The 15,718-nt window shown below is 60.4% G+C and carries 20 protein-coding genes; 15 read left to right on the top strand and 5 right to left on the bottom strand.

Translation table 11 applies throughout. The annotated features are described in order from the left end of the window. Nucleotides 1-2 precede the first annotated feature (2 nt). From AC3WOY_RS24665 to AC3WOY_RS24655, 3 genes are all read right to left on the bottom strand, one after another. Nucleotides 3-2,033: a serine/threonine-protein kinase gene (locus tag AC3WOY_RS24665; RefSeq protein WP_492428639.1), complete on the bottom strand. Its 2,031-nt coding sequence runs from the start codon at nucleotides 2,031-2,033 to the stop codon at nucleotides 3-5. 200 nt (nucleotides 2,034-2,233) lie between these two features. Beyond that, nucleotides 2,234-2,821, bottom strand: coding sequence for a chalcone isomerase family protein (locus tag AC3WOY_RS24660; RefSeq protein WP_492428637.1), 588 nt, complete (start codon nucleotides 2,819-2,821; stop codon nucleotides 2,234-2,236). A gap of 27 nt (nucleotides 2,822-2,848) precedes the next feature. Further along, a complete protein-coding gene (locus AC3WOY_RS24655; RefSeq protein WP_492428635.1) occupies nucleotides 2,849-4,540 on the bottom strand; it encodes a methyl-accepting chemotaxis protein in 1,692 nt (563 codons plus the stop codon). Nucleotides 4,541-4,898: 358 nt separating this feature from the next. Here AC3WOY_RS24655 and AC3WOY_RS24650 point away from each other — a divergent pair, with 358 nt between their 5' ends. Beyond that, nucleotides 4,899-5,204 carry a hypothetical protein gene (locus tag AC3WOY_RS24650; RefSeq protein WP_492428633.1) on the top strand — a complete coding sequence of 102 codons (306 nt, stop codon included), beginning with the start codon at nucleotides 4,899-4,901 and terminating at the stop codon, nucleotides 5,202-5,204. A 78-nt stretch (nucleotides 5,205-5,282) separates the two neighbouring features. Then, nucleotides 5,283-5,750: an SET domain-containing protein gene (locus AC3WOY_RS24645; RefSeq protein WP_492428631.1), complete on the top strand. Its 468-nt coding sequence runs from the start codon at nucleotides 5,283-5,285 to the stop codon at nucleotides 5,748-5,750. 25 nt (nucleotides 5,751-5,775) lie between these two features. Here the strand turns inward: AC3WOY_RS24645 and ftsH are convergent, their stop codons facing one another. After that, a complete protein-coding gene (gene ftsH, locus AC3WOY_RS24640) occupies nucleotides 5,776-7,641 on the bottom strand; it encodes an ATP-dependent zinc metalloprotease FtsH (RefSeq protein WP_492428629.1) in 1,866 nt (621 codons plus the stop codon). 500 nt (nucleotides 7,642-8,141) lie between these two features. Between ftsH and AC3WOY_RS24635 the strand changes: the two genes are divergently transcribed. The 12 genes from AC3WOY_RS24635 to AC3WOY_RS24580 all read left to right on the top strand — a co-directional run bounded on the left by AC3WOY_RS24635 (nucleotide 8,142) and on the right by AC3WOY_RS24580 (nucleotide 14,455). Beyond that, the gene (locus AC3WOY_RS24635) at nucleotides 8,142-8,444 is read left to right on the top strand and encodes a hypothetical protein (protein WP_492428627.1); all 303 of its coding nucleotides are present in this window, start codon (nucleotides 8,142-8,144) and stop codon (nucleotides 8,442-8,444) included. A 52-nt stretch (nucleotides 8,445-8,496) separates the two neighbouring features. Then, entirely contained in the window at nucleotides 8,497-8,802 is a 306-nt protein-coding gene (locus AC3WOY_RS24630) for a hypothetical protein (protein WP_492428625.1), read from the top strand. A 23-nt stretch (nucleotides 8,803-8,825) separates the two neighbouring features. Further along, a complete protein-coding gene (locus tag AC3WOY_RS24625; RefSeq protein WP_492428623.1) occupies nucleotides 8,826-9,089 on the top strand; it encodes a hypothetical protein in 264 nt (87 codons plus the stop codon). Nucleotides 9,090-9,216: 127 nt separating this feature from the next. Continuing rightward, on the top strand, nucleotides 9,217-9,441 hold the full coding sequence (locus tag AC3WOY_RS24620; RefSeq protein ID WP_492428621.1) for a hypothetical protein: 225 nt from the start codon (nucleotides 9,217-9,219) through the stop codon (nucleotides 9,439-9,441). Nucleotides 9,442-9,559: 118 nt separating this feature from the next. Then, nucleotides 9,560-10,417 carry an AraC family transcriptional regulator gene (locus AC3WOY_RS24615; RefSeq protein ID WP_492428619.1) on the top strand — a complete coding sequence of 286 codons (858 nt, stop codon included), beginning with the start codon at nucleotides 9,560-9,562 and terminating at the stop codon, nucleotides 10,415-10,417. A gap of 75 nt (nucleotides 10,418-10,492) precedes the next feature. Further along, nucleotides 10,493-11,710, top strand: coding sequence for an ABC transporter permease subunit (locus AC3WOY_RS24610; RefSeq protein WP_492428617.1), 1,218 nt, complete (start codon nucleotides 10,493-10,495; stop codon nucleotides 11,708-11,710). Further along, a complete protein-coding gene (locus tag AC3WOY_RS24605; RefSeq protein WP_492428615.1) occupies nucleotides 11,707-12,387 on the top strand; it encodes a GNAT family N-acetyltransferase in 681 nt (226 codons plus the stop codon). The genes AC3WOY_RS24610 and AC3WOY_RS24605 overlap by 4 nt, the downstream gene beginning before the upstream one ends. Before the next feature lie 246 nt (nucleotides 12,388-12,633). After that, on the top strand, nucleotides 12,634-12,939 hold the full coding sequence (locus tag AC3WOY_RS24600) for a hypothetical protein (RefSeq protein WP_492428613.1): 306 nt from the start codon (nucleotides 12,634-12,636) through the stop codon (nucleotides 12,937-12,939). A 54-nt stretch (nucleotides 12,940-12,993) separates the two neighbouring features. Then, a complete protein-coding gene (locus AC3WOY_RS24595) occupies nucleotides 12,994-13,305 on the top strand; it encodes a hypothetical protein (protein WP_492428611.1) in 312 nt (103 codons plus the stop codon). 37 nt (nucleotides 13,306-13,342) lie between these two features. Continuing rightward, on the top strand, nucleotides 13,343-13,639 hold the full coding sequence (locus tag AC3WOY_RS24590) for a hypothetical protein (protein ID WP_492428609.1): 297 nt from the start codon (nucleotides 13,343-13,345) through the stop codon (nucleotides 13,637-13,639). Between the two features lie 59 nt (nucleotides 13,640-13,698). Next, entirely contained in the window at nucleotides 13,699-13,962 is a 264-nt protein-coding gene (locus AC3WOY_RS24585) for a hypothetical protein (RefSeq protein WP_492428607.1), read from the top strand. A 169-nt stretch (nucleotides 13,963-14,131) separates the two neighbouring features. Continuing rightward, nucleotides 14,132-14,455, top strand: coding sequence for a hypothetical protein (locus tag AC3WOY_RS24580; RefSeq protein WP_492428605.1), 324 nt, complete (start codon nucleotides 14,132-14,134; stop codon nucleotides 14,453-14,455). A 51-nt stretch (nucleotides 14,456-14,506) separates the two neighbouring features. Here the strand turns inward: AC3WOY_RS24580 and sodC are convergent, their stop codons facing one another. Then, nucleotides 14,507-15,040, bottom strand: coding sequence for a superoxide dismutase [Cu-Zn] SodC (gene sodC, locus AC3WOY_RS24575; protein WP_492428603.1), 534 nt, complete (start codon nucleotides 15,038-15,040; stop codon nucleotides 14,507-14,509). A gap of 410 nt (nucleotides 15,041-15,450) precedes the next feature. Between sodC and AC3WOY_RS24570 the strand changes: the two genes are divergently transcribed. Then, a complete protein-coding gene (locus AC3WOY_RS24570; protein WP_492428601.1) occupies nucleotides 15,451-15,717 on the top strand; it encodes a hypothetical protein in 267 nt (88 codons plus the stop codon). The last annotated feature ends 1 nt before the right edge of the window (nucleotide 15,718 follow it).

Genomic DNA, 15,718 nt, shown 5'->3' with positions numbered 1-15,718 from the left:
GATCAAGACTTGCGCGCCTTGGTCGTGATCTGCAGGAAATCGACCATGATCTTGTCCCGCCCATGTTTGGCGGCGATCTGCTTCAACTGCCTCTCCACTGCCTGCAGGTAATCGCCGGCCACCTCCGCCTCCGGGCGCATCGCATCGAACAAGGGCGCCGGTGTCGCCAGGAACACGATGAGATCCGTGCCAAAGGGTTTGGCAACGACCCAGTTGCCGCCGCTGCCGATGGTGGCCGAATAGTTGGGCGGCGCCTGGTTGGCCCGCAGCCGCGGACTCGGCACCATGTGCAGCACGCTGCCGTCGAAGGAGAAGTAATCCACGTGGACCCAGGAGTCGAAGCCCGGCGTCGTGACATCGAGGACGACGGAATCGCCTTCGACGAGTTCGTTACGGGCCGGCCTGGTCTTTACCGAGACGGATGTCCCGGTCGCCTGGTTGCGCAACCAGTACGGCGCGAAAAGATTGATCGCGCCGCATTTCTCGTCGCCGACCTGGCGCACGTCGAGATTCAATGACTGCACACCCGGGATGGCGCCGAGCAACTCCTTCGCACCGGCCACGCCGCTTCCCGCAAGATAGCCGCGCACCTGGAGTGTGTTTTCCTTGATGGTAGGCACCAATGCGGAACACGGAATACGCGTCAGAACAGGCGTAACCGCCTCCATGGTCAGCGGCGGAATGACAGGCGTCGGCGGCGTGGTGGCCAGCGCCGGCGGTTCGCGCTCTTCGGTCTTCACCGCGGCCGGCTCTTCAGCAGGCTTTTCCTTCGCCCCCTGATAGAAATTGAATGCGAGCGTCACCAGCAATGCGGCAGCGAACGCCGCACCGCCGATCAGCGCAAACGGCGGCAGCTTGCCCGGTCCGCTCATCTCCTTGTAAAAGAGATCCACGCTCGGGGTCCTCGCCTCGCGCTCAAATGCGAGTGCATGGCGCAGTGCCTTCCACGGTGCGTTGCCGAGGTTTTGCGGGCGCTGCGGCTTGAGGCCGGAGTTTCGCGCCTGCGTCGCGGGCACCCGGTCGAAGGGATGACGCCCGGTCAGCAATTCGTAGGCAATGCATGCCAGCGCATACACGTCGTCGCGCGGGTCGGGTTCACGGTTCTCCAGCATTTCCGGGCTGGCATACGCCGGCGTCATCGCACCAAGACTGCCGGGATCGAAGACGGTCGCCTCCACCACTTCTTCCGGCTTGTGGAACACGCGCGCAATGCCGAAGTCGATTACCTTCACTTCGCCATTGTCGGTCAGGAACACGTTCGCCGGCTTGAGATCGCAATGCACGAAGCCGCGCTCGTGCGCATAGGAAAGCGCCTTGGCGATGCCGGCGACAATTTCCAGCGCCTCCTCATGCGGCACGCCGGCGAAACCCGGCGCGCGCAGCTTCCTGCTCAGCGGACCGCCGGTCAGGTATTCCATCGTCAGGTAAACCATCGGCCCGTCGCGGTCGAAGTCGTAGACGCGCACGATGTTCGGGTGCGCCAGCGCCTGCGCCTTCTTCGCTTCGCGCTGCAGCGCGATGAGCGATTTCGGGTGACCGCGGAACTGGACGTTCAGCACCTTGATGGCGATGTAGGGGTTGCGATCGGACGCTTCCAGCTTGCGCAGGTCGAGCGCCTTGTACACGGTGCCCATGCCGCCGAAACCGACGCATTCTTCCAGCACGAAGCGGCCGTTGAGCGTGTCGCCCACGCCCTTGATCCGTTCCAGCCCATCGACCATTTCACTTGTGTAACGCGTCTCGCTGCCCGATGCGTATGGGGGCATCGTGCTCCGGAGGGAACCAGTCCGGATGCGGGTTTCGTTTCCGTTCATGCTGCGCGTCGATTCGACGACGCGTTCGACGCGGCGCTGCAACTCCGCATATACATCGGGAGGCAAGTGCCCCCGTGTGTTCTCGTCGTCAAGAATTTCGAGTAGCTTGGTGGAATCGACGCTGGGCGCGGCGAGCGCACGGTCGACCTGCGCAAAAAATTCATTGTGCGAAACGCCGCCACCTTGAAAGTTGCGAATCGCATGCGCGAGGCTAGCCATAGGTTTTGTGCTTGACATGGGGACCCTAGGATCAATACTGCTCGCCCGCCGCTTTGTCGTTTTAATATAGTACAAACTGACAGCGTTGCCGCCGCGCGAATGTTGTGAAAACAGCGCGAAAAAAAACGCGCCGGATGGCGCGTTGGAAGAGAAATGGCGATGTGCCGGCAGTCAATGCCGGCACATGCGCTGCAAGAAAATCAGCCGCCGAGCAATGCTTGCTTCAGCGTATTGTCGACCGGTTTTTCACCCAGCCAGATGCGCATGAATGCGTTGTAGAACGCAATGTCGGGCAGCACTTCGCCGACGCGCTTGTCATTCACCAGCACCTGCATGCCCTGTCCAGGGACCCAGTCGTTGGTGATGGTGTCGCCCTTGTTCAGCTTCGGGATGGAAGCGAAGATCTCGCCCATCTTCATGGTCTGGTTCACGAACTTGGCTTTTTCCGCCTTGTCGGAGTTCGCGTTCAGGCCGTCCATGAAGGCCTGCCCCAGCTCTTCATTGTTGACGTCGCGCAGCAGCACCAGCTTGATGCGGCGCGCACCGTTCAGCGCCATGATTTCCGGCACGGTCTTCTTTTTCTCTGGCAGGTAAAGTCCCGCGGCATAAACCTTGAACACGGCCCAGGTGCGCAGTCCTGCGCCGTTCAGCTTCAACTCCTGGTTTGCCACCTTGGTCGTGTCATCCAGTTTGACGCCGCCGACTTCGACGGCTTGCGCGTTCATTCCCAGTCCCATCGCGAAGCTGGCCGCTACGACCAGGTTCATCAGGCTCTTGCGTGATTTCATATTGTCTCCGGTTGCAACTAAAACGAATTAAAACTCTTCCCAGCCCTCGCTGGCATTGACGGCTGGCGCCCTCTTCACGACGGCGGGCGGGGTGGAAACTTTTGGCTTCACTGACAAGGTCACGACCTTGTTCACTTTCGGCTCCGGCGCCGGTTGTGCCAGCGCCGGCATGCTGTTGTTGAGCTTGAACACGCTGACCAGCTGCGACAGCGTCGATGCCTGGAACTGCATCGATTCCGCGGATGCCGCCGCTTCTTCCACCAGCGCGGCATTCTGCTGCGTCACGCCGTCCATCTGGACGATCATGTGGTTCAACTGTTCGATGCTGGCGCTCTGCTCCTGGTTGGCGGCAGTGATTTCGGACATGATGCCGGTCACGCGCTTGACGCTGGCGACCACCTCGTTCATCGTGCTGCCCGCCTGGTCGACCAGCTTTGCGCCGGTGTCGACCTTCTCCACCGAGTCGCCGATCAGCTGCTTGATTTCCTTTGCCGCGCTGGCGGAACGCTGCGCAAGGTTGCGCACCTCGGCGGCGACCACCGCGAAGCCCCTGCCCTGCTCACCTGCGCGCGCCGCTTCGACTGCTGCGTTCAGCGCGAGGATGTTGGTCTGGAAAGCAATGCCGTCGATGACGCCGATGATGTCGACGATCTTGCGCGAGGATTCGTTGATCGATCCCATGGTCTGTACCACCTGCGAGACCACTGCACCGCCCTTCTCCGCGATCTGCGACGCGGTGGCAGCGAGGTTGTTCGCCTCGCGGGCGTTCTCGGCATTCTGGCGCACGGTCTGGGTCAGCTGGCCCATCGACGAAGCGGTTTCCTGCAGCGACGCGGCCTGCTCCTGCGTATGGTGCGACAGGTCCATGTTGCCGCTGGCGATCTCGCGCGATGCGTCGGCAATCGTCTCGGTCCCCTGGCGCACATCGCCAACGAGCTTGGCCAGGCTGTCGTTCATGTGCTGCAAGGCTTTCATCAATTCACCGGTCTCATCCTGCGTCTTGACCTTGATCTCGCTGGTCAGGTCGCCATTGGCAACGCGCTTGGCGACGTTCACCGCTTCGTTCAGCGGGCCGGTGATGCGGCGCGTGGTCAGGAAGCCGACCAGGATGCTCAACGCCGCCGCGCCGGCAGCCAGCGCAAGGATGAAGATCGCGGTCTGCTGGGCGGCCGCCGTGGAGTCTGCGCCGGCCTGCGCCATCTCGCTGTCCTGGTGCTTGATGAAACCATCCAGCTGCTCGAAGTACTTCCCCTGCAGCGGACGCACCGAGAACATCAGCTTGACCATCGCTTCGTCCTTCTTGTCCTCGTTGATGAGGGCAACGAACTTGTTCTGCGCCGGCAGGAACTTGTCGCGCAACTCGCCGATGGCCTTGACCTGCTCCTTGCCCTTGTCGTCGGTGATGATGGTGCTGAGCTTGTTGATGGAGGCGTCAATGCTCTTGTTGCGCTCCTCGATGTTGGAAAGCTCCTTCTTGATCTGCCCCGCATCCTGCATGATCAGGACGTTGAGCATGCTGCGGATGCTTTCGTCGAGGTCGGCCTTGATCTTGTTGGCAATCACCGTCTTGGGATAACGGTCATTCACCATGTGGTTGATTTCGCCGGTCAGGCTGGAGATGCGCAGGTAAGACAGGCTGGCGAGCAACACCAGCAGCGTGGTGACAACCCCAAAGCCCAAAGCCAGTCGCTGGCCGATGCGCAAGCGGTTCAGATTCATTTTTGCCCCCGTTATAAGCCCGCCGTTTGTAAGTCGCGGTATTTTTTGCTTCACCAGCAGCCCGTGTCTCGCGAGACTGCGAGGGGCGCTTTTATTGCACTATAGCAACCCCGATATGATGATAGCCCTATCCTGAAAAACTTGCCCGAGGGAGATTAGAAGCACTGCTCTAGCATTTCCCCGGCGACGCATTGCACTTGATCATGATGTTCTTTGTTCGCTGTGGCCCATCATCAGTTGACACATAGACAACCATGTCGTGCCTGGGCAACGGGGGCGCCAATCCCGGAGAGAACACCTTTCGCTCTCTGCAGCGCGGCTTATACTGTACATATATACAGATTTCTCGAGGTGTAGCATGGAACCGGAAGTATCAAAACTTGCTGTGACAGAACGCCGTCTGCGCGAAGAAATCCGCTCGATCGTCAGGTATCGTGTACCGCGCGGAATGCGATTGAATTGGAGACTGATGTTCGAGATCGAGGACGAAGCCGTCGCGCGGCTGCAACAGGATGACGCGCTCGATCTCCACTACATCAACATCATGGTTTCGCCGTCCGCCCAGCGCGCACCGATGACGGAGAAACCAGCGGAACTCGTCGACGTCTACCCCACGCAAACCGCCTTGCGGATGATTCAGGAGGCACACCAGCGTGAGCATTGACCGCGCCCGCCTGCATTGCAGGAACTTCAACCGCGTACACTGTTCAGAGCGAACAGGAACACGCCCGGGAGACCGCATGTGACGAAAAGCCGCTTGCCGCCGTATGTCGTCAGGCACTCCGCCATCCACGGCAACGGCGTGTTCGCCCGCCGGCGCATCGCAGCCGGCGACCGCATCATCGAATACAAGGGCGAGCGCATCGCCTGGCCGGAAGCGATACGGCGCGCCGAAGCGAAAGGCGGCCCGCTGAACCATACGTTCTTCTTTACCCTTGCCGATGGACGCGTCATCGACGGCGGCGCGCACGGCAATGACGCCCGCTTCATCAATCACTCCTGCGAGCCCAACTGCGAAGCGATGGAGCATCCGGACGGCACGGTCCACATCTATTCGCTCATGGATATCGAGCGCGGCGAAGAGCTCTGTTACAACTATGCGCTGATCTACGAAGGCCGCCATACCGCCGCCGTCAAGCGGGCGTTTGCGTGCCACTGCGGCGCGTCAGGCTGCAGCGGGATCATGCTTGCGCCAAGATCCCGCCGGTAATGCGCGTTGTACAGCGCGGACAAGGTCAAGTCGTCGCCGGTGCCACCGATCCTGCTCCGCTTGCCGGCGATTTCCTTTTCTCCATCGCATACTTGGGTGCACGCGGCGCGCTGCCAGCCATGATGTCGTTCACCTGGTCCGCATCCAGTGTTTCCCATTCGAGGAGCGCATTGGCCATCACCTGGACCTTGTCGCGATTGGCTTCCAGAAGGCCACGTGCCAGCGCGTATTGGCCATCGAGGATATGGCGGATTTCCTCGTCCACCTTTTGCTGGGTCTCTTCCGATACGGTGCGGGCGTTGTTGCCGAAGCCATCCTGTTCATCGGTGTAGACCATTGTTCCAAGCGTCTCGGACATCCCGAAGCGCGTGACCATCGCGCGAGCCAGCTTCGTCGCGCGCTCGAAGTCGTTCGATGCGCCGGTCGACTGCTGTTGCATGAAGATTTCCTCGGCAATACGGCCGCCGAACAGGATTGCAATGTCTTCCAGCATCTTGTCCTTGTACATGTTCACGCGGTCATGCTCCGGCAGTTGCCAGGTCAAGCCCAGCGCGTAGCCGCGCGGCATGATCGTCACCTTGTGCACCGGGTCTGCCTTCGGCAAGAGTTTCGCGACCACCGCATGTCCGGATTCATGAAAGGCGGTATTGCGACGCTCTTCTTCCCGCATCACCGCCGACTTGCGCTCCGGCCCCATGATGATCTTGTCCTTGGCATCCTCGAAATCCTGCATGTCGAGCACGTTCTTGTTACGTCGCGCCGCAAATAGTGCGGCTTCGTTCACAAGATTGGCCAACTCGGCGCCCGAGAAACCGGGCGTTCCGCGCGCCAGCACGTCAGCCTGGACATCCGGGGACAGCGGCACCTTGCGCATATGCACGCGCAGGATCTTTTCCCGCCCGCGAATGTCGGGCAGCCCGACCATCACCTGCCGGTCGAATCGTCCAGGACGCAGCAGGGCCTTGTCGAGCACATCGGCGCGGTTCGTCGCGGCGACCACGATAATGCCGGAGTTCGGTTCGAATCCGTCCATCTCGACAAGCATCTGGTTCAGCGTCTGCTCGCGCTCATCGTTTCCGCCGCCCATTCCCGTTCCGCGGGAACGGCCGACGGCATCGATTTCGTCGATAAAGACAATGCACGGCGCGTGCTTTTTCGCGGTCTCGAACAGATCGCGTACACGCGAAGCGCCGACGCCGACGAACATCTCGACGAAGTCGGAACCGGAGATCGTGAAGAACGGCACGCGCGCCTCGCCCGCCATGGCGCGAGCGAGCAAGGTCTTGCCGGTACCCGGCGGGCCGACCAGCAGGACGCCTTTAGGCACATGGCCGCCGAGCTGCTGGAACTTGCGCGGTTCTCGCAGGAATTCGACAATTTCATCGACCTCCTCGCGCGCTTCGTCGCAGCCTGCGACATCGGCAAACGTCGTGGTGTTCGCGTTTTCATCCTGCAGCCGCGCCTTCGACTTGCCCATCGAGAACAAGCCGCCCTTTCCGCCGCCTTGCTGGCGTCGCATGAACCACACCCATACGCCGATCAAAAGCAGCATCGGGAACCAGGACATGAATACCTGGGACAGGAAGGACGGAGCCTCCGGGTTTCTAACATCAAACTTGATGTCGTTATCGATCAGGTCATTGACGAGACCGCGATCAAGCAGCGTCGTGTTCGTGCTCAATTCCTTTCCATCGCTGGTGACAGCTGAAACACGCGTTCCTTCGATCACGGCTTCACGGATTTGCTTCGCCTGCACCATTGCAAGGAATTCCGAATACGCAATCGGTGTGGATTTGCCAGAGGCGCCAGAGTTGAATATCTGGCTAACCACGGCAAAGACAAAGAATGCAGCGAATGCCGATACGGCCAGGCGTAAGTACTTAGGGTTCACTAAGGTTCCTTTGAAAGTCCGGAAGGTGGAACTGCCTGGATGGACCACAAATTCAAGGCAGACACTTCGATGATGCTATCTCTTTCTACACTGCTGATAAAGCGAACATATATAGATGATTACTTCGTAAAATCAGAAGCGCGTTCAGGCTGCTGCGCGAATCGGCAGGTGCCAGGACAACTATGGAGCGTTCCCGGCGGAAGCCGAACGGTTCGCAGATCAAACTCTATTTCCGGCTTCCACGACGTGCTGACGTGACACGCTGTCGGCACCAACCCAACACCCCGCAAATCTGTTGGCAGCAACCCGCCGGCCGGGATTCTCCCGATTGCATCAACGACATCGAACGATCGGCTTGCACATTCAATATTTCACATATTTTTCAATGACTTACACGATGGAGGCATTGAAAGCGGGGGTGCTGGCACACCTCTCGCAATAGGGTTGTCGAGCGCAACGAAATGCTCTTCCAACCCAAACCAACCCAAGGAGATTTATCCATGTCCACCCTGATGATCAAAGACCTCGCCATCGCTTCCGACCTCGACCGTGCTGCCATGGCTTCCGTGCGCGGCGGCTACTACAAGGGCGCACCGTCCTGCTGGACCCCGTCCTACTGCGCGCCGAGCTGGGGCATGCCGACGTCCTACGCACCGGAGTCGAAGTTCTCGTTCGACGCCTCGCAGATGATCGGCCAGTCGCAGAACGTGATGAACAACAACGGCAACAACGTTGCCTTCGCCAGCGGCATCACCTCGACCGTGAACCCGACCCAGACTGCCAACAACAACATCAACTTCTGATTTGCCTGAACACAGACAACCCGATTTGCATCCCCATCCAAGGAGAACTGAAATGACTACCCTGCTGATCAAAGACCTCGCCGCCGCCACCGAACTCGACCGTGCCGACATGGCTGCCGTATCCGGCGGTTGCTACTACTACAAGCAGCCTTCCTGCTGGACCCCGTCCTACTGTGCACCCGACTACGGCATGCCTGCGCCGAAGAGCCACCCGACCTCGTTCTCGTTCGATGCCTCGCAGTCCATCGGACAGTCGCAGAATGTGATGAACAACAACGGCAACAACGTCGCGTTCGCCCACGGCATCAGCTCCACCGTGAACCCGACCCAGTCCGCCAACAACAACATCAACTTTTGATCCGGAAAGCAAGGAGAACATCCATGTCCCAACTCATGATCCACGACCTGCCTCGCAGCGAGGAACTCGACCGGCAAGCAATGGCCCGGGTGCGCGGCGGCAATTCCTGGCTGAAGGGCCTCGGCCCGATTGCCAATGTGAATGTCGGCGTCACCCAGAACATCGCGCAGATGCAGAACGTCGAAGTCAATGCGCTCAACAACATCGGCGTGCTCGGCGCCGGCTTCGGCCCGCTGAAACTGGATGTCAGCCCGTCGCAATGGGCTTCTGCCGACGCCTATTTCTGATCGCGGCACACGGTCAGGCGACAAGCCCGCCGGGGTTATCCCCGGCGGGCTTTCGCCGCATTGCTGCGCTGTATCAACGCTTCACCCGCCCGTGCAGGGCATAACATGTGTATTCAAGGAGAAAGCCATGGCCACCATCGTCATCAAGGACCTGACGGAAAACATCGATCTCGATCGCCAGGCAATGGCATCGATCATCGGCGGCGCGCGCACCCGCGGACGTTTCATTCCGCGGCGAACAGCCGCCAGCACCACGCGCATCGTGAACTATCCGCGCGGATTTGCAGGCAACCTGCCGCCGATCATGGGCGGACCGTCCATCATCCGCAAGGCAGCTAAAGACGAAGAGTAATCTGACTCCGGTTTCGGCCGCTGCTTTTCCAGCGGCGGCCGTTCATTTCTTCTTCTCATCGTCAAATTTTCTTTGCCACAAAATCGGGTAATGTTCGGATTATTCACGAGTCCGTCACATGCACCTGATCGAGCGCCCCCTGTTCAGCAGCGAACTTCTGGCAATTCGCCATGCCATCGCACGCCCTGCCGAAACGAAGTGCAGCGACCTCGCCTGGGCAGAAGCAGACCTGGTGTTATTGCCGATTGCCGGTGTCTTTGCCCTGCATGATGCACCCAGGCAGCATTTCATCGCGAATCCGAACCACGCGCTCTTCCTCGGGCTTGGCCAGCCCTACCGCATGAGCTTCCCCGGCCGCATCGGCGACGAAAGCATCGTGCTCGCGTTTTCCCAGGCGGTCCTGGCGGACATGCTTGCCGATACGGTCGGCGCGCAGGAACTGCGCTCGCCCCGCCTCCATCCCAACTGTTTGCTTTCGCCGGGAAGCGTGCTCGGACGCAGCCTGCTGTGGCGGGAGCTGCTGAGCAGCACCCCGGACACGCTTGCAATCGAAGAGCTTGGTGTTGCGGTAATGGAAGCAGTCCTGCACGGAGCCGCCAACGACAACTGCACCAGCCCCGGCGCAGGTCGCGTCCTTACCCACCGCCGTCGGCGCCGGCAGGTCGAGGATGTCAAAGAGGCGATCTCGCTGTACCCGTCGCAGCAATGGACCCTCGCTGCGCTAGCGCACCTGGCGAACACCTCGCAATATCATCTTGCACGGGTGTTCAGGGAGGAAGTCGGCCTGCCGGTGCACCAATACCTGGTAAGAACGCGGCTCGGCAAAGCCGTCGAAGCCATGCAGGCGACGGGACAGGGCCTGGCCGACATCGCGGTCGATGCAGGTTTCGCCAGCCATAGCCACATGACGTCCGCCTTCCGCACGCACTTCGGGTTGACGCCCGCCGAGTTCCGCCGCAGGACTACTGTCCGTTGATCCGAGCAAGATCCTGATAGCCGTACCGGAGTTCGCTCCCTACCATGATGGCGTTCATCCTGTTCGAAGGACATCATGGCGAGACGCTTCCCGCACACCCCTGCCGCCCGCATTGCGCTCCTTGGGCTGGCTCTGATCCTGTTTCCCTTCATTGCCGCCCGATTCGGCAATTCCTGGGTGCGCATGGCCGACATGACGCTGCTGTACATCATGCTGGCACTGGGCCTGAATATCGTGGTCGGCTTTGCCGGACTCCTCGACCTGGGCTATATCGCATTCTTCGCAGTCGGCGCCTACATGACCGCCTTGCTGGCCTCGCCGCAATTCGCGGTCGTCCTGGAATCCCTCATCAATGCATGGCCTGCTGCCGGCGAGTTCATCCTGCGCCTGCTCGGTCCGGAGGCCGCGACGGAAGGCATTCACCTGTCGGTATGGGCCATCGTGCCGCTCAGTGCCGCGTTCGCGGCCTTCTTCGGCGCCCTGCTCGGTGCGCCAACGCTGCGGCTGCGCGGCGATTACCTGGCGGTCGTGACCTTGGGATTCGGCGAGATCGTTCGCATCTTCATCATCAACCTGAATGCACCGGTCAACATCACGGACGGGCCGAAGGGCATCAACATGATCGACCCGGTTCGTGTCTTCGGTGTATCGCTGGCAGGCGATCCGGGCGCGCGGGCAATGGTCGATGTCTTCGGGTTTGCCATGCCTTCGGTGAATGCCTATTACTTCCTGTTCCTCGCCCTCTGCGTGGCGATCGTGATCGTCTCTACACGCCTGGAGCACTCGCGCCTAGGCCGCGCATTCGTCGCCATCCGCGAAGACGAAATCGCCGCCCAAGCGATGGGCATCAATACCCGCAACATCAAGTTGCTTGCCTTTGCGCTGGGCGCGTCCTTCGGCGGCGTGTCCGGCGCCATGTTCGCAGCCTTCCAGGGATACATATCGCCCGAATCCTTTTCACTGAACGAGTCGATCGCGGTTCTCTCCATGGTTGTCCTCGGCGGCATGGGCCATGTGCCGGGTGTGGTACTGGGCAGTATCATGCTGGCCGCCCTGCCGGAAGTGCTGCGCCACGTGGTGGAGCCGCTGCAACGGCAGCTGTTCGGACAGGTGGCAATCGAAGCCGAGGTGCTCCGGCAGCTGCTGCTCGGTTTGGCGATGGTGCTGGTCATGCTGACGCGTCCGGCCGGCATATGGCCGCGCCCGGGACATGAACCAAGAAAGACAAGGCCGGCAAAGGACGCAAATGCGGCCGGCCGCTCAGGCACCGAGGAAAAGCGGCTGGCGGCATGACTGTGCACATCCTCGACAACATCGTCTGGCATACCCTTTCCGGCCCGCACGCGGCGTACACGGAAGGAAACCATCTCGTCCGCCGGTACGTTCGAGGATTTCCCCCGTTTACGGCTTTCCGCGATCCGGTGCATCCGGACCTTCATTCCCTCGCGCATCTGGTGCAGCCCGGCGAGCGCATCTATTGCGACGGCTGGACCGGCCCGGCTCCGCGCGGCTGGCACGTCGAATCCGAGTCGCCCCTGATCCGGATGACATGGGAAGGCATCGTGAAGATGGCGGATGCGACAACGGACGCCGTGCCGCTCGATGCACGCACCGCAGGGGCTGCACTGGAGCTTGCGACATTGGCCCGGCCCGGGCCGTTCACGCTGAGGACACTGGAGCTCGGTGAGTATTTCGGCATCTTCGATGGCGCAATACTCATTTCCATGGCGGGCAGCCGCACCTGCGCGGGTGGATTCAGCGAACTCAGCGGCGTCTGCACCCACCCCCACTTTACCGGACGGGGCCTCGCACGCCGGCTGGTCGTCAAGGTACTCCAGCGTCTGGTCGCGCGCGGTGAGTCCCCCTTCCTTCGCGTCATGAAAGATAGTGCGAAAGCCTGCCGCCTCTATCGGCAGCTTGGCTTTCGCGACCACGATGAATCGGTGGCCAGGACAATCGTTCGCCTCTGAAAACCGATGTGTCGCAAGCCGGCATACACGCCCTCGAAAACTGTTGGCATCGTACTGACTGCCGCATCGCTGCAGGACGCCCTCAATTCTCGGACATCTGCCTGAAAATCCAGCATTTCCCTCTATTTTTCAAGCACTTACCTCGCATGAGCATGGAGCGCAGCCGCGCTGGCACACTCCTCGCAATAGGGTTGTCGAGCGCAACGAAATGCTCTTCCCCCCCACCAAACCCAAGGAGATTTACTCATGACTACCCTGCTGATCAAAGACCTGGCCGCCGCTACCGAACTCGACCGTGCCGACATGGCTGCCGTATCCGGCGGTTGCTACTACTACAAGCAGCCTTCCTGCTGGACCCCGTCCTACTGCGCCCCCGATTACGGCATGCCTGCGCCGAAGAGCCACCCGACCTCGTTCTCGTTCGATGCCTCGCAGTCCATCGGCCAGTCCCAAAACGTCGTCAACAACAACGGCAACAACGTCGCGTTCGCTCACGGCATCAGCTCTACCGTGAACCCGACGCAGTCCGCCAACAACAACATCAACTTCTGATTTGTTTCGCCCCTGACAACCTGATTTGCCTGCCCACATCCAAGGAGACTTCAAATGACTACCCTGCTGATCAAAGACATCACCACCGCTACCGAGCTCGACAGTGCCGACATGGCCTCCATCTCCGGCGGCACCTGCTACTACAAGGCGCCCGAGTCCTGCTGGACCCCGACCTACTGCCCGCCCGTGTACGGCGCGCCGGCTGAACCGAAGGGATATCCCTCGTCGTTCTCGTTCGACGCCTCGCAGGCCATCGGCCAGTCGCAAAACGTCGTCAACAACAACGGCAACAACGCGGCTTTCGTGTGCGGCATTACGTCGACGGTCAATCCGACCCAGACCGCAAACAACAACATCAATTTCTGAACCGTTTGATTCGACATACCAGTCCAAGGAGAACACCATGTCCACACTGATGATCAAGGATCTGTCCGCCACCATCGAACTCGACCATTCCGCCATGGCGTCCGTGCGCGGCGGCTACAACAAGGAATACGCGGGCTCGATGTCCCTGTATTCCGCAGGCGCCGAACTGGTGAAGCCGACCGTGCCGACGAACACTTATGCATTCGATGCCTCCCAGCTGATCGGCCAGGCGCAGAACGTGACCAACAACAACGGCAACTGCGTCGCCTTCGCCAACTGCATCACGTCGACGGTCAACCCGACCCAGAGCGGCCACAACAACATCAGCTTCTGATTCCAGACACTGTTCGGCGGGGGCCCAGCCCCTGCCGTCATCACCAAGGAGAACACCCCATGTCGAACCTCACCATCCAAGACCTGCCCCGCAGCGACGAACTCGACCAGAAGTCGATGTCAAAAGTGCGTGGCGGCAATTCCTGGCTCAAGGGCCTCGGACCGATTGCCAACGTCAATGTCGATGTGAACCAGAACATCGCACAGCTGCAGAACATCGAAGTAAATGCCCTGAACAACGTGGGCGTGATCGGCGCCGGGTTCGGGCCGCTGAAGCTGGACGTCAGCCCGTCGCAGTGGGCATATGCGGACGCCGCATTCTGATCGCACTGCAACCCGCCGCTGAAAAGCCCGCCCGGGAATCCCGGACGGGCAAAGATCTTTTATCAGCCGGGCCGAGGGCAAATAAATATGTAAGCAATTGTTAGCCTGTCCACCGAATCCTGTCCGCAAGCGTTATGGCCTTGTATCAACAACTTGCGCCAGGATCATCATGGACATTCAGCCCAAATTCGATGCAGACATGACCGTTCGTTCGTTCGCCTATGCAGCCAGGCAGTTGGCACTTTCGCAAGCATCGCTGGCGCATTCCGTGCAGCACGAACGGATTCTTGCCGAAGCGGAAAAGCATCGAAGCGCCCTGCGGTTGGTGCAGCGCGATGTATTTGAAATGGCGGAACAGGGTTTGCGCAAGCAGACGCTGACGAAAGCGGAATTCCATCAGATGTGCGAAGCAGCCGTGCAGGCCGTTACGCAGGCGCAGCAGGCGATTTCCCGGATCGCCGCGCAATACGCGCCGCACAAGCTCGCGGCCTGAGAGACCGCGATCAGGCAGAAAACGCCCGTCCCGCGACGGGCGTTTCCAGTTTTACTGGATCACTCCGCAGACAACGCGCGCACCGCCGCCTCCCAGTGCGGCCGGATGGTCGGAATGGTTGTCCCCGCCCGCATGGACCATCAGCGAGCGTCCGCGCACATCCGCCAGTTTGAGGCGCGGCGAGAGAACCGGGTTGCTGGCATTCCCCGTCATGTCCACATAAAGCGGCGGCAGGTCGCCCAGGTGCCCGTTCCCCCACGGCAGGCCATGCTTCTTTGTACCGGCCGGGTCGTAATGGCCGCCCGCCGCAAGTCCGGCCACCATCTTGCCGTTCTGCTCCTTCGCATCGCAGCTTGGGTTTTCATGTACATGGAAGCCGTGCACGCCCTGTGTGAGCCCGCTCAGCGTCGGCGTCAACTCGAGGCCGTATTGCGTTTCACGAAGGACGACCTTGCCGACGGAGGCGCCGGCGCCGCTTTCGCTAAGCGCCCTCATCTCGACAGTCAGGCCTTCCGAGTTTGCCATTGCGGCCGAAGACAGCGACAGTGCCGCGACCGATACGAGTGCCTTGATTCGTGTTTGCATGAGTGTTGGTCCTTTTTTAAGTTACGACTCTTGGTAACGGCCTCCGGCGTTTGTCGTGCCGACCTGCTTGTAGTCGCATGACTTTAACAGCCGGACTTTTCGCGCCGGTTGAGGAAGCTCAGGACGGAAACAATCGATATTGACCTTGCTCCCGCGGCAGCAACTTGCCCTTGTCGCGGCTGACCAGACAGTGCGGGCGCACCTGTTGGTCCCGCCCCATCACCCCCGCATGGGCAGCGAGTGCAAAAGGTATCACGATATCTCGCGAAATCCCTCAAAATTCCTCACTATTCAATGACTTAGGCACTACTCACCAACCAGGCGAGGATGCTGGCACACTCCTCGCAATAGAGTAGTCGAGCGCAACGAAATGCTCTTCCACCTCAAACCAATTTCCAGGAGATTTACTCATGACTACCCTGCTGATCAAAGACCTCGCCACCGCAACCGAACTCGACCGCGCCGCAATGGCTTCCGTACGCGGCGGCTACTACAAGGCGGCTGTGCCGTCCTGGATGCCGGGCTACGGCGCCACCAACACCTCGATCAAGGCCGAGCAGCTGATCGGCCAGTGCCAGGACGTGGTGAACAACAACGGCAACAACGTTGCTTTCGCAAACTGCATCAGCTCCACCGTCAACCCGACGCAAACCGGCAACAACAGCATCAACTTCTAAG

This window comes from Noviherbaspirillum sp. FW303-A3, from assembly GCF_058788695.1.
The sequence above is the reverse complement of the archived record's forward strand: the minus strand, read 5'-3'. Positions and strand labels throughout refer to the sequence as shown.